The sequence below is a fragment of the Gemmata obscuriglobus genome (genome assembly GCF_008065095.1).
GTDB lineage: Bacteria > Planctomycetota > Planctomycetia > Gemmatales > Gemmataceae > Gemmata > Gemmata obscuriglobus.
Map to the genome: position 1 here is coordinate 164,567 of NZ_CP042911.1, position 13,555 is coordinate 178,121.

Below are 13,555 nucleotides of genomic sequence, written 5' to 3' on the forward strand. Positions count from 1 at the left end.
GGTTGACACGCGCGCGGCGCCGGCCGACACTACATCCACCGTTTTGCCCCTCTCCGGAGTGAGCCATGCCCCGCACGCTGCCACTGTTCGTCTTGCTCATACTGCCGGCGGTCACGCGCGCCGCCGACGTTTCCGTCACCGTCGGCAAGAGCGCCGTCGAGTTCAAAGCCGGCACGCAGGTCGTGGCCCGGTACGCCACCGCGGAGTCGGTTGCGAAGCCGTACCTGTACCCGGTCCTGGCACCCAACGGCGTGGGTGTGACCCGGGCGTGGCCCGTCGAGAAGGGGCTGCCGGGCGAGGCCACCTCGGATCACGTTCACCAGAAGTCCGTGTGGTTCTGCCACGGCGATGTGATTCCGGAGGGGATCGCACTGAAGGTCAAGTCCGTAAATAAGGCCGACAAGGGGGTGGACTTTTGGAGCGAGGCGAGGGACAAGGACGGCCCGCGACACGGGAAGATCAAGTGCGTGAAGGTCGGCGAGCCGAAGCAGCACGCGAAGAACCACGCGAGCGTCGAGACGCACAACGAATGGTTCACCCCGGACGGCGTGAAGATCATGGACGAGGTGCGCGTCATCCATTTCTTTGAAGGCGCTGAGGGCCGGACGTTCGCGTTCGACATCACGCTGAAAGCCACCGTGTGCCCGATCACGTTCGGCGACACCAAGGAGGGCTCGTTCGGCATCCGGGTTCACGACGGGCTGCGCCCGACCGAAAAGACCGGGGCGGTCGTGACCACCGCCGAGGGCAAGGTGGTGGCGCCGCCGGTCAAGGACAACATGTCGATCTGGGGGCACCCGGCGCAGTGGATCGACTACTCGGGTAAGCTCGACGGTAAGGAAGTCGGAGTCGCGGTGTTCGACCACCCGAGTAACCCGAAATCGAACTGGCACGTTCGCGCTTACGGACTGAACGCGGCGAACCCGTTCGCCCGCGCGCACAGCGGGTTCCCGTCGCAAAAGGACGGCGCCGGCCCGCTGCTGAAACTGGACAAGGGCAGTGAGATGAAACTGAAATACGCGGTCTACGCGCACACCGGCGACGTGAAGACCGGTAAGGTTGCGGAGGCGTTTGAAGCGTTCAAGAGCACGAAGTGATGTCGGCGGGCTACGGCTTCGTGTTTTTGATCCTCGCTGCGTGCGCGGCGCTTGTGACGGCCGCGGCGCCGTGGCCCGTTCAGGTGGCAGGCGCCGCCGCAGCGGTGTCGTTTCTCGTCGTCGCGGTCGCGTATTTCGGGGCCGGCCCGCGGCTCCTGTGCAAACGGGCGAGCGGCCGCCGGGGCGCCTGGGCGTGGCCGGTTCACGGGCCGTACTTCGTTCTCGTCGCGCTGTCCTACCGGCTCGCGGTTTGTGGCTCGCGTGAAGGCGCGTTCGTTCAGATCGTGCCCAACGTGTTCCTCGGCCGGCGCCTTACGGAACGAGAGGCGCGGCGGGTGGGTGGATGGCCGGCGGTGCTCGATTTGGCCGGCGAGCTTACCGACCCGCCGGTGCTGCGCGCCGCCCCTCACTACCGGTCGCTGCCGCTGCTCGACGCGACCGCGCCGACTCAGGCCGTGCTGCGCGAGGCGGTCGGCTGGGTCAAGGACCGCGCCGCGAACGGCCCGGTGTACGTTCACTGCGCCCTCGGGCACGGGCGCAGCGCCTTGGTGGCTGCGGCGTATCTGCTCGCGACCGGAACGGTGACGAGCGCGAAGGAGGCGGTTGCTCACCTGCGCGGGTTGCGCCCGGGGGTTCGGTTGAACCGCGCCCAACGCGCCGCGCTGGACCGGTTCGCGGGCGGGCTCGCTACTTCGGCACCATCAGCGTGAACGGCGGCAGGAACGCTTGCAGCGCGGTCAGCAGCCCGACGATGCTGGCCAGCAGGATGCTGTGCCAGATGACGGCTTTGAAGAGGTCGGCCTCCTTGCCCACCTGGTTCGTGCCCGCGGTCGCGACGCAGATGCTCTGCGCGTCGATCATCTTGCCCATCACCCCGCCGGTACTGTTGGCGGTGCAGATCAGCGTTTGAGCCTGCTCCAGCGTCAAGTTGCTCATCGCGCCGGCCGAGTGCGCGGTCCACACCTCGGTCGCCGTGATCTTTTGCAGGCCCCCGAACAGCGCATTACTGCCGGCGTCGGTGCCGGTGAGAAACACGCCGAGCCAGCCGAGCATCGCTGCGAAGAACGGGTACAACACACCCGTTGCCGCGAACGCCACGCCGAGTGTCGCGTCCATTCCGGCGTACTTGGTTACGTAACTCAGCCCGAGCATGAACGCGATGGTCGGGATCGGGATGCGCATCTGGTGGACCGTCTTGCGGAACACCGTAATTACTTGGAACCCCGACATTTTCAGCAAGAGCATTGAGAGCAGAGCGGCCGTCAGTACGGGCGTGCCGGGGGCCGTCAGCCAGGTGAACTTAAACACCGCGGCTTCGAGTTTCTTCTCGTCCGGCGTGTTCGGGGGAATGAGTTCCTTTGCCCGCTCGACCTGCTTGTGCAGCCCGGGTATTTCGACGTCGTAGTAGCTCTGGATACCGCCCAGGTCGAGCGCCGCCCCCTTCTGCTTTTCCAGGTGTTTGATGTACCCGCTGACAACGAGGCACAGGGCCATCAGGAGCCACGGCATCCACGCCCAAGCGACCAGCCCGGCCGTAAGCGGCTTCTCCGCTTCGGGCGTTTTCGGCGCGTCGAGCAGGGCCGCGACCTCTTCCTTCGCGTGCTCGGCTTGCGGGTCGTGCGGCTTTTGTGCGGCGGGTACGGGAGCGGGCGCTTCTTCCGGGAACCGCCACTCGTCGCGCGGCCTCCACACGAACTTCAGGAACAGCGCCAGCGTGAGCAGCGAGAACAGTCCGCCGCCGATGTCGGTGAGTTGCCAGATCGGGGGCAGCCCGTAGGCGTGCGCGGTGGAGAAGAAGAACTGGAACGCGGCGAACGAGCCGCCGCCGACCGCGAGCGCGGGCCAAATGGCGAACGTTTGTCGCCACGTACACATGCACTTCACCATGTAGAACGGGATCAGGCACGACAGCAGCGGCAACTGGTGCCCGCACATGATGCTGATCTTGTCCGCGGACACGCCGCTGGACGTTTCCAGCGTCATAATCGGCACCCCCAGGCCGCCGTAGCACACCGGCGACGTGTTCGCGATCAGGCAGATCACCGCGGCGCGGAACGGCGGCACGCCGAGCCCCACCAGCATCGCCCCGCAAATCGCGACCGGTGACCCCGCGCCCGCGGCCCCTTCCATGAACGCGCCGAACGCGAACCCGATGAGCACCGCCTGAACGCGCGCGTCCCGGCTGAGCCCGCCGATCGAGCGGCGGATGACGGTGAACTGCCCCGTTTCAACGGTCACGTTGTACAGCAGCATCGCGGCGAACACGGTCCAGCCGATCGGGAGCAGCCCGAACGCGGCCCCGTACACGAACGACGCGCCCGCCATGCCGAGCGGCATCCGGTAAACGAGCCAGGCGAGCAGGATCGCGAAGACGGCCCCCGCGGCGCCGGCCCAACTCGCGAGCCACCGCCGGCCCACGAGCAGGTAAAAGAGCACCAGCACCGGCAACGCGGCAACAACAGTCGAGAGGACCTTGAACCCGAGCGGGTCCAGGTTCTGAACGTAGGCGAGAGGCATCGAAAGACCTTATTCGCGCAAGGAGGGAGAACCCGCGATGCTAACCCACGTGTCGGTCCGGGCCAAGTAGCAAGTTTCACGAGTTGCCACGAGTTGCGCGGCGGCCCGGTCCGCTCGCGCTGGTGCCGCCCTGTTGGCCCACGGTCGTAGGGCGCCGCAAGCGGGTAACTTCCGCTGCTGATGCGGAGTGTCGCGCTGCCCGCCGGTCCGCGCTGAAGAGTGAACAATCGGCACAACCCGGCCTCGTCTGTCGGTGCGCGTGTAACTCGCCTGTCGGCACGCCCCCGGGTGCTTCGGCCCGCGCCGCGAACTTTTCGGCTCGCGGGGTCCATTCCGGTCGCAAATCATGGTGAATTTGGGCCGAAACGGCCGGGCTCGGGTTGTGCGGGTCGTGTCGATTGGTGACGGCTCTTGGGACGGTGTTGTCTATCTAAAACCCGTGCCATCAGGCGCCTTTCTCGGACTCGCAGAGTCGGCACAATTGTACCTCTTTCGCCAGCCCGCAGATCGCCACGCAAATTAACGGGTTTCCGTGCCTTACCGAGCTTGGTTTGCTTTCCCAAGTTGCGGGGCGCTGTCATATCTACCGCAGGCACACTGAGAGCAGCGGCCGGAACCCGCGACGAATGGATGGTCGTGACGGCGGCAGCGGTGGGCTGAAACCCGGAGTTCGAGAGAGGGTCACCATGAGCGTTATGCGTTTGAAGGCGTGGGTCATGACCGCCACCTGTGCGGCCCTGATCGGTCTGGTCGTCGGCGACGCGCACGCGTTCGGCGGCAAACTGTTCGGCAAGAAGAAAGACGCCTGCGACCCGTGCGCGACGGCCGCGGCCGACCCGTGCGCGGCCCCCGGCTGCGGCCCGGCGGCCCCGGCCACGACTACCCAGAAGGTCAAGGTCACCGAGTGGGTGCCCACGTACGTCGAAGAGACGGTCACCGTGATGAAGCCGGTCACCAAGACCGAGACCTACACGGCGCACAAGTGGGAGTGCGTCCCGGAGACGATCACCTGCCAGGTGACCGTCAACAAGCTGGTCACCGAGAACGTGGTCGAGAACCGGTGCGTCACCGAGCGCGTCCCGGTGCAGAAGACGATCACCGTGAACGAGCGCGTCCCGGTGCAGAAGACGATCACCGTGAACGAGCGCGTCCCGGTCACCAAGACCATCACGGTGAACGAGACGCAGTGGAAGACGGTGATGGTCACCGAGATGAAGAGCAAGACGGTGACGCACAAGGTGCAGGTGCCGTACTGCAAGGAACTCGGGCCGACCATCGGCGACCGCCTCAAGAAGATCTGCGACCCGTGCTACGACCCGTGCCCCCGCACCGTGAGCGGCTGCAAGACCGAAAAGGTCCGTGAGACCGTGTGCGAGCCGGTCACCGTGTGCAAGAAGGTCGCCGAGTGCGTGCCGGTCTGCAAGACCGTTTGCACCTACGAGTGCCGCCCGGTCCAGAAGACCGTCTGCGTGTACGAGTGCGTGCCGACCCAGAAGACCGTGACCGCCTACGAGTGCGTCACCAAGATGGTGCCGACGACCGTCTGCAAGACCAAGTGCGTGCCGACCGTCGAGACCGTGACCAAGACCGTGAACGTGAAGAAGTGCGTGCCGTACACCGCGACCCGCCAGGTGACGGTGTGCGAGCCGGTGCAAGAGAAGGTCAAGGTCTGCAAGATGGTGGCCAAGGAAGTTGAGAAGGACGTGGTGGTGGCCGCCCCGTGCGCCCCGGCCTGCGGCGACGCGTGCGCCCCGGCCTGCAGCACCGCTGCCAAGGCCAGCGTCCTGGACCGCCTGAAGGGCAAGCTCGGCGGCCTGAAGGGGAAGCTGTGCAAGAAGAACGAGTGCGCCCCGATCGCCGACTGCGGCGGGTGCGCGGCCCCGGCCGCGACCGGCGCGGCCGCTGCCTGCTGCCACTAAGTCGTCTCCGCGAGCACGACTGACCGGGCACCCCGTTCGCCCGGTCGAGTCACCCCCGCCCGGGCTCCCTCACCCGGGCGGGGGTTCTCGTTTACAGCCGCCGCTTCGCAACTCGCAAGGCCGGCGCCACCAACAGTTGGTGGCGCCGGCCTTGCGAGTTGAGCGTTTGAACCCCGCACCACGTGCCGGAAATGTGTTTGCAACGACACAGGGAGACGGATCAAGCGCCAGAAGCGGTGGCGGAACGGGCGGCCGGTCGCGGCTCCGTTTCGGCCCGCGCCGGCCGCGCGCTTTTATGAAGACCGATTTTGACAGAGTGAAGACAGATCCAGTCGTTTCAAGTTCGTTGGTTGTGCGCCACCCGCCTGCTGAGGCAGGCGGGTGGCACCTGGGCGTGTTCCGTGCTGGCGATTGATCCCGTCGCGGCTGTCGCGAACTTGAAACTACTGAGACCAATTTGAAATACTGTTTGTCCTGTCGATCCTGTCAAAATGGTCTTGGCCTCTCCGTCGCGATTGAGTGCCACATTGCCCTCGCCTCGGGTGGGCAACGCCAACGCGAAAGCTCGTTCGGAGAAGACGCACGCGCCTTCGACACGCGCTTCGGCGCGGTCGAAGTAGCCACGCGCCGTTACGGCCGGGGTGCTCACTGCACGCCGAACTCCCGGGCGGCCTTTTCGGCGTCGGCGGTGGCTCGCGCGTTCGGGTGCTGCTTCCGCAACTGGTCGAGTTGCGTTTTCAACTGCGTGAGCGCGGGCCGGTGCTTGGCCTGAAATTCGGCCGCCGCCGGGTCGAAGCTTCCTTCCTGGCCGCGGAGCTTGGTGGCGGTTTTTTCGATCTCAGCCGCTTGAGCGCGAGCTTTCAGCTCCGCCGCCACCGCTTTGTCGCCGCGGAGGTTCGTTAGGAGCGCTGTGGCCTTCGGCCCGAGTGGGGTGGCCTTAAAATCTGCTGCCACTCGCTCGGCGGCCAGGAACGAACCGAGCGGGTCGGTTTTCGCACCCGCTCGCGCGCCGTCGAACACCTTCTGGCCCGGTGCCATGATCCGATCGTGCAACTTCTTGGCCGCGGTTTTGGTGGCTTCGTCGGCCGAGGTCAGAAGCGGAATCAGTTTGGGGATCACCGCCACCGGTGTGGCACCGGCGGCGAACGCGTCGGCGACCGGCTTGAACGCTTTCGGCACATCGTCCCCGACCGCGGTTGTCAGCAGCGCCTTGCCGACTGCGGCCCGGACGGGTTCGTCGGCGTCGTAGGCGGAACCGCGGTGAACGCACCTTCCGGCCGTGTCGAACACGAGCACGTGACCGGCGGGCTGGGTTTTGAAGTCGCTGGTGCCCTCGCGCACAAAGGCCGCTTTCAGCACCGCGACCCGTGGCGCACGCTTTTCACCGTCCTCTCGCACCAACTCGTCGTCCCGGACGTAGGTGTGCGGACACAGGACCACCAGCCCGTACTCGCCCAACTCTCCCTGAAGCCGGTCGAGTCGGTTCAGCACGTTCGTGTGCGCCCCGCCCCAGAATCCAACCAGTACCACCTGACCCTTCAACTCCGCCGGCGGCTTGGGGCCGGCGAGGGCGGGGCCGAGTTTGATGTCTTCGGGCAGTGCCAGAGCGGTGTCGCGCTTCTCCGCGTAGAGGGGTTCGACGGTCACCTTTGTGGCCGCGCCGGCCCACAGCGATTCCAGCGTCTTGAAGGTGACCGGGTCGTGTTTCTTCAGCTCGGCTCGGTTGTGCGGGTAGTGGTGCAACTGGTCCAGGTAGGCGCAGCTCAGCTCGGCGAAGAACTCCATGCGGTTGGTCGCCGCGTAAAAATCCTTCTCATAAAGCCGCCGCTCCATCGCCTGTTCGTAGGCCGCCCGGATTCCGGCGTGGTCGAAGCCGAACAACTGGTCGTGAACCGCGTGTGCGAACTCGTGGAGCAGCAGGGATTTGGCCCGACCGTCGTTCTTCGGCTGCCGCTGCTCGGTGAGCGATTTGAGGCTGTGGATGGTGACCGTCTTCGCCTGGAGCGGGTGCCGCCCCTCCTTCACCTGGAGCTGCGGGCCGCCGCCGTAATACGTTGCCAGGGCGGCGCCCTGGCGCCCGTTACTGAGCGAGACACGCTCGTCCCAGTTCACGAACACGGTCAACCGGCGGAGCAGGTCGACCGCTTTCGGTGACAGCATCTTGGTGAGGTGCTTGCACTCGTGCTCGAGCACCTCGAGCGGCGGGCGCTCGTATTTGGACGCGTCGGCCGCTAGCGCCTCGTCGCTTATGAGGAACGTGAAGCCCTCGATTTTTTTGGTCTTTCGTCCGGAGACCGGCTCGTTCTTATCGGCCTGGGCTTTGGGTTGGGGTTTCGGCTCCTGGGCGCCGGCGGGCCAGGAGCACGCGGTCAGCGCGAGGAGGGTGAGGGTGCGCATGGTGCTCCCGGAATAACGCCCTTCGTTCGGTCGGCTGACAGACAATGTAACGCGGGACGGGGCGCGGTGCAACCGGCGCGGGCTCACACGGGCGGCGCGATGTGGTACACTCAACTCCCACCGCCCGCCGGAGCACCCATGACCCGCAAACTGATTCTCGCCGCCGCTGCGGTAATCCTGAGCGCGACGCCGGCGCTCGCTCAACTGGACGCCGAGCCGAAACAGCCCTACGTCTGGCGGGTAGTGGTCTCGGTGAAGCCCCACCCGCTGCTGACACCCGAGTTCCGCGAGCGCCTCAAGCGGGATGTGCTCGCCGCTCTCCAACCCGGGCTGGGCGCTCTCGGCACGGTCGAGGTGGTCGATCTCGCGGCACGCGCGCGCGCCGGAGACACGCTGCTACAGCAGTTCGACGACAAGGGGTTCGCGGCGCTCGACGCACCGCGCGACCTGACCGGTGCGAAGACGCACTTCCTGAGGGTCGAGCACCGCGACGGACGAATCTACCTCGCGGCGCGCCAGTACGACGGCTTTACCGGCCTGTCATCGCCGCTGGTCCGCACGCAAACGATCCGGGCACCGGAGTTGGCCGGGCGCACCGCCGGGCTGATGCTCGACCGCGATTTCGGCCCGGTCGGCACCGTCGAACCGGTCGTCGGCAGGCCCGACGAGGCGCGCCTGTTGGTCCGGGGCGCCGGGTTAGGGTCGGTCAAGGGTGTTGTGCGGACCGGAGACGTGTTTGCGGTGGCGGCGGTGCGGAAGACCAACCGCCCGGCCCCGGTCGTCCGGACGGCGACGGGGAAAATCGTTGAACCCCCGCCCGGCTCGGTCCCGCCCCCGGGGCTCACTTCGACGCCGCGCGACTTTACCCTGCTGAAGGTGCTCGACGTGGGGGCCGACGGGAGCTGCCGCTGCGCCGTACTCACGCGGTACCAGAACGCCATGCCGGTGACCGGCGGCGTGATCGGGTACCGCGCCATGAAGCTCGGGACGATCAGCGCGCCGGTCGCGGTGCGGCTGGCGAGTACCGACGGCGTGGTGTACAAGACCGCGTCGGCGGTCAGCGTGCGTGCCAGTGACCGCGCCTTCAGCACGGGTGGCGACCCGTCGGAGGTGTGCGCGTTCGATAACGCGACGTACCAGTTCCGGTCGCAGCGACCGCTGGCCAACGTGGCGTGCGTCACGGTGGCGCTCGGGCCGTCGCAGGCCAAACAGTTCCCGGTGCCGATCCTCAGCGACGACCCGGTGACGATCCCGTTCGACATCGACCCCGCGAAGGAGGAGCGGGCGGCGTTCGAGCGGGCCGTCCTCAAGACGGCGACCGAAGCGGCGGACGCGCGGCAGGCCCAGTCCGTGTGCTTCGAGGCGGTCGCGAACCTCATTAGTAAGCAGAAGAACGCCGACGCGCTGGCCCGCGCCGAGGACGGGTTCAAAGCGGCCGACGCGGCGGACAAGTCCCTGAGTGACGAGCTGGCGCGGCTCAAAGAGCAGGCGCCGCGCGTGCAGAAGGCCGACAACGTCGACGCCATCCTGGCGAAGGCGGAACAGAACCTCGCGGCCCTGCGGACGTACAATGCGCAACTGGCCGGGCACCGGGACAAGATCGCGAAGGTGGTGGCGCGGGAGAACGACCCGTCCGTCGCGGCCAAGGAGGCCCACGCCGAGGCGATTAACGCCCGCATCGCGCTGCTGCTCGCCCGCGGGGACGTGGACGAGGCGCTCGCGGCTTACGACCAACTGGCGTTCCTGATCCCGGGCGACGCGGACGTGAAGGCCCGCAAGGACAAGCTCGCGGCCGAGTGGAAAGTGAAGGACGAGGCGCACCAGAAGGCCCGCGACTACCTGCTGAAGACGTGGCCCGGGGTGCAGACGGTCGCGGACTTCCGGGACAGCCTCCCGCTGATCCGGAACGCGGTGGACGAGTGCAAGAAGCACAAGGACACCTGGACCATGCGCAAACTGCTGACCGTCTTCAGTACGGCGGTGGTGAAGTTGAACGAACTGGTCGCGCAACTGGACCCGGCGAGCGATGCCGACAAGAAGCTGCTGGCCGACGCGAACCAGGTCGGCAAGGCGATGGCCGCGCTGGAGCAAGAGGTGCGGAAAGCGTCCGGGGAGTAGCCGTGATGAACGGAGCGGCGGGGAGCGATCGTTTCGCCCCCGCCGCTTCTCGCGTTACGGCTTGAACCCGTAGAACCGGAGGTCGATGAAATACGGGTTGTTGTAGCCCCGGGTCTTTGACGGGACCTTGGCCCGCTCCTTCTGGATGGCGGTCATGAACTGGAGGATGGTGTCCTCCACCTTCGGGTTCCCGTTACCGAGCAGCTTCACCCCGCTCAACTGCTGGGCGCCTTTGACCTCCGTGAGGAACGTCTGATCGAGCGGCTTCAGCCCGGACGTCTTTTTCGGGTTGGCGACCAACACTTCGTTAAAGAAGAACTCGCCCTGCTTCTTCCCGGCGGCGTCCTTGTCGGCGTACAGGAACAGCATCGGGTTGAACTCGCGGATCTTGGACGAGTAGGTGGACACCCACTGCTTGACCAGCGTGTCGGGTACGGACGCGGGGCGGCTCGGGCTGAGCCAGATGGCGCCGGCGAAGTCCTGCCCGCCCTCGTTCGGGAACGCGCCGGTGAGCCGCTGCGGCACGAACTCGTAGCCGGCCACGTTCAGGCCCAACAGTCCGGGGGCCGGGAACACGGCCGGGCGCTGCCACTCGGTGGTCAGCCACGCCATCCCCAGGGTCGCCGCGTCGCCGGCCCCGAGCAGGTAAATGGAGCTGGTGTTGATCGTCCGGTTGTCGTTCTTCGTGTCCAGGTGGAGCCGCACCGCGGCGAGGTCGTTGAGGTACACCGGGAAGTACCGCTCCGCCCGGGTCAGGTCCTTGACGAACAGCTCGTTTTTGACCGGCTTGCGGGGCGGGCCGCCCCGGATGTAGGCGTTGAAGTTGCCGGGGCCGTTCAGGTACGAGTTCTCCCAGAACCGGCGCGTGTCCTTGATGTCGTTGCTCTTGCCGTGCCCGCGCCAGTCGAACCGGAACACGTGGTAGCCGTTTTTGTTGAGCAACTGCGCGAGCCCGACCCAGTCGCCCTTGGTCATGTCCCGGTCCGCGCCGGGCGGGTACATGAACACCACCACCGGGGCCGCGCCGGCGTTCTTGTCGGTGGCGTGGAACACGCCCTTGAGCTGCACCCCGTCGGCGGTGAGGAACGACTCTTCTTCGGGCGGCGCGGGCTGGGCCGCCGCGCGCGGCGCGCTCACGGACGCCAAGCCGATGGCGGCGAACAGCACAACCGGGGCCGCTAACCAGCGTCGCATGACCAGTCCTCGTCGGCGAAGTGGGAGGGAGCGATACGTGAGGAACGTACCCCGATCATACGTCGTTGGCGCGCGCGATGCCAGAGGGGCGGCACAGGGGGGAACGGCGGAAGGGCACGCCACAAGGGCTCCCGAAGGAGCCCGAAAACACGCCACGAGGCGCGAATGAAGTGGACGGCGAGAACTCGGAGGGGACGTGCGCCGCTGGTACCGCCGACGCACGCCCCAGATGTCCGCTCTCGAAACTCGTTGCGCCTCGCTTGGTGCGGCTTCGTGTTCCCTCACCGCTTTTACGGAGTACGTTCGGCTTTCCGCTACCCCATGAACTGCTCCAGGAACTTACGGCTCTGCCGCAGCGCCCGCTGGCGGGCGGCGAGCGAGCCTTCGTACGCGCGGTCCTCGACTTCGATGCACACCGGGCCGTCGTACCCGGTGTCGGTGAGGGCCGCGAAGAACTCGCTCCACTTCACGTCCCCCAGCCCGGGCAGCTTCGGCACGTGCCAGCCCAACCCCATCACCCCCACGTCGTGCAACCGGGCGTGGTCGATGCGCTCGTCCTTGGCGTGTGCGTGAACGATCCGCGGGCCGAACTCCCGGACCGCTTTCGCGCAGTCGATCGACTGCCAGATCAGGTGCGAGGGGTCGAAGTTGAGGCCCAGCGGCGCGTCGGGGAACATTTCGAACAGCCGCCGCCAGTGCGCCGGACACGACGCCAGGTTTTTGCCGCCGGGCCACTCGTCGGCGCTGAACAGCATCGGGCAGTGCTCGATACCGATTTTCACCCCGGCGCGGCGGGCCGCGTCCAGGATCGGCGGCCACACCTGCTTCACCAGCTCGAAGTTCGCCTCGACCGTCCCGGTCGGGTCGCGCCCGATGAACGTGTTCACCACCCCCACCCCGAGCTTCGCCGCCGCCTCGATCACCTTGATGAGGTGGTCGCTCACCAGCGCGCGGTGGGCCGGGTCCGGGTCCAACGGGTTCGGGTAGTAGCCGAGCCCCGACACGGCGACCCGGTGGATGCGGAGCAGGTCCTGAACGCCCGTTACGGTCGCGGCGCTGAAATCGGTGACATCGAGGTGCGTCACACCCGCGTACCGGCGGTCGGCCTTTCCGGGCGGCCAGCACATGAGCTCGACGCACGCGAACCCCTCGTCTGCCGCGAACGCCAACACTTGCTCCAGCGGCAAGTCGCCGAGAATGGCCGAGACGAAGCCCAGTTGCATCGGAACTCCAAAAATGGCGAGTGGGGTGTTTGTCTTTGAGGCCGGAGGGCCGCCACCGAAGGGGATGCCGCCCTGTAACCGCGCTCTCGGGCCGGAGATTACTCGCTTTCTCATCACCGGATCGCTGGACTGGCCCGCGCCGGCGGTCGATAATACCGGCACTGATGTTGCGGCCCGCAGCATACCACCGCGAACCACAAATGATAAGGGAGAGCCGATGAGCGGACTGAAGGCTTGGGCCTGCGCGGTCGTGTTCGCGGCGTCGGCCGCTCCGGCATTCGCCCAAATCTCGGGCGGGTCTGGTTTGACCGGGGGAACGGGTTCGACCGGGACGACCCGAACGACGACCGGCACCGGCAGCATTTCCAGCGGGAGTACGACCGGGACCAGCACGACCGGGACCAGCAGCACGAGCGGGTCCAGCAGCACCGACGCTTTGAACTCGAGCGCGCTGGAGAGCCTGCAACAGCAGAACTTGCAGTTTACGGACATCGGCATCACCACCGGCACCAGCACGCTCCAGAAGTCGAACGTGTTCAGCACCTTCTACGGGAACCCGTACGCACTTGGGATCTCTTCCACGAGCGGCGGCGGTGGGTTCGGGTCGCCACTGTTCGGTGCCACGACCACGAGCACGACCGGCCGCACGGGAACCAGTACGACCGGCCGCACAACCGGCCGCACGGGAACGACCGGCTCGACGCAGAGCGGCATTTTGATCCCCCTGCCGGTGCAGATCAATTACACGGCGCAGTTGCAGTTCCCGGCGGCGCCGGTGGCCCCCCCCCGGCTGAACGCCGAACTGCGCGGCGCCATTGATACGAGCGGGCTGGCGAACCCCACCTCGGTGCAGGTCGTCGTCGACGCGAACAACAACGTTACGCTCAGGGGCACCGTGCGAGATGACGACGAGAAGCGACTTGCCGAAGGGCTGATCCGACTCACCCCGGGCGTCCGCGCCATCACCAACGAGCTGACCTACCCGGTTACGCCGAAGTAGCGGACGAACGGAAAAACGCCGCGGCCCGCGAACAGGGTGTTCGCGGGCCGTTTTTTGTTTGCTTCGGGTGAATATGATACTGGATAGGAG

General features: G+C 66.8%; 9 protein-coding genes. 5 read left to right on the forward strand and 4 right to left on the reverse strand.

The annotated features are described in order from the left end of the window. Window positions 1–65: 65 nt before the first annotated feature. Entirely contained in the window at window positions 66–1,097 is a 1,032-nt protein-coding gene (locus tag GobsT_RS00755) for a DUF6807 domain-containing protein (RefSeq protein ID WP_010041398.1), read from the forward strand. After that, entirely contained in the window at window positions 1,097–1,807 is a 711-nt protein-coding gene (locus GobsT_RS00760; protein WP_010041397.1) for a dual specificity protein phosphatase family protein, read from the forward strand. The genes GobsT_RS00755 and GobsT_RS00760 overlap by 1 nt, the downstream gene beginning before the upstream one ends. On the opposite strand, the gene GobsT_RS00765 is transcribed toward GobsT_RS00760, so the two are convergent. Beyond that, window positions 1,785–3,614: an L-lactate permease gene (locus GobsT_RS00765; RefSeq protein ID WP_010041396.1), complete on the reverse strand. Its 1,830-nt coding sequence runs from the start codon at window positions 3,612–3,614 to the stop codon at window positions 1,785–1,787. The genes GobsT_RS00760 and GobsT_RS00765 overlap by 23 nt on opposite strands. Window positions 3,615–4,300: 686 nt before the next feature. Between GobsT_RS00765 and GobsT_RS00770 the strand changes: the two genes are divergently transcribed. Next, window positions 4,301–5,533, forward strand: a complete 1,233-nt coding sequence (locus GobsT_RS00770) for a hypothetical protein (RefSeq protein WP_148087558.1) — start codon at window positions 4,301–4,303, stop codon at window positions 5,531–5,533. Window positions 5,534–6,178: 645 nt separating this feature from the next. Here the strand turns inward: GobsT_RS00770 and GobsT_RS00775 are convergent. Then, complete coding sequence (locus GobsT_RS00775; RefSeq protein WP_010048383.1) at window positions 6,179–7,930, reverse strand: M90 metallopeptidase family protein; 1,752 nt, start codon at window positions 7,928–7,930, stop codon at window positions 6,179–6,181. Window positions 7,931–8,068: 138 nt separating this feature from the next. Between GobsT_RS00775 and GobsT_RS00780 the strand changes: the two genes are divergently transcribed. After that, entirely contained in the window at window positions 8,069–10,048 is a 1,980-nt protein-coding gene (locus tag GobsT_RS00780) for a hypothetical protein (protein ID WP_010048380.1), read from the forward strand. Window positions 10,049–10,102: 54 nt separating this feature from the next. Here the strand turns inward: GobsT_RS00780 and GobsT_RS00785 are convergent, their stop codons facing one another. Both GobsT_RS00785 and GobsT_RS00790 read right to left on the reverse strand, forming a co-directional pair. Then, the gene (locus GobsT_RS00785; protein WP_010048377.1) at window positions 10,103–11,242 is read right to left on the reverse strand and encodes an alpha/beta hydrolase family protein; all 1,140 of its coding nucleotides are present in this window, start codon (window positions 11,240–11,242) and stop codon (window positions 10,103–10,105) included. A 314-nt stretch (window positions 11,243–11,556) separates the two neighbouring features. Continuing rightward, the gene (locus tag GobsT_RS00790; protein ID WP_010048373.1) at window positions 11,557–12,465 is read right to left on the reverse strand and encodes a sugar phosphate isomerase/epimerase family protein; all 909 of its coding nucleotides are present in this window, start codon (window positions 12,463–12,465) and stop codon (window positions 11,557–11,559) included. 217 nt (window positions 12,466–12,682) lie between these two features. On the opposite strand from GobsT_RS00790, the gene GobsT_RS00795 reads away from it, so the two are divergent. Continuing rightward, window positions 12,683–13,465 (forward strand): BON domain-containing protein, encoded by a 783-nt coding sequence (locus tag GobsT_RS00795; protein ID WP_010048372.1) that lies wholly within the window; start codon window positions 12,683–12,685, stop codon window positions 13,463–13,465. Window positions 13,466–13,555: the final 90 nt, after the last annotated feature.

Coding starts and splice junctions, on each gene's coding strand:
- GobsT_RS00790 (WP_010048373.1), bottom strand. CDS start 12,465: ATGCAACTGGGCTTCGTCTCGGCCATTCTCGGCGACTTGCCGCTGGAG.
- GobsT_RS00780 (WP_010048380.1), top strand. CDS start 8,069: ATGACCCGCAAACTGATTCTCGCCGCCGCTGCGGTAATCCTGAGCGCG.
- GobsT_RS00755 (WP_010041398.1), top strand. CDS start 66: ATGCCCCGCACGCTGCCACTGTTCGTCTTGCTCATACTGCCGGCGGTC.
- GobsT_RS00775 (WP_010048383.1), bottom strand. CDS start 7,930: ATGCGCACCCTCACCCTCCTCGCGCTGACCGCGTGCTCCTGGCCCGCC.
- GobsT_RS00770 (WP_148087558.1), top strand. CDS start 4,301: ATGAGCGTTATGCGTTTGAAGGCGTGGGTCATGACCGCCACCTGTGCG.
- GobsT_RS00765 (WP_010041396.1), bottom strand. CDS start 3,614: ATGCCTCTCGCCTACGTTCAGAACCTGGACCCGCTCGGGTTCAAGGTC.
- GobsT_RS00760 (WP_010041397.1), top strand. CDS start 1,097: ATGTCGGCGGGCTACGGCTTCGTGTTTTTGATCCTCGCTGCGTGCGCG.
- GobsT_RS00795 (WP_010048372.1), top strand. CDS start 12,683: ATGAGCGGACTGAAGGCTTGGGCCTGCGCGGTCGTGTTCGCGGCGTCG.
- GobsT_RS00785 (WP_010048377.1), bottom strand. CDS start 11,242: ATGCGACGCTGGTTAGCGGCCCCGGTTGTGCTGTTCGCCGCCATCGGC.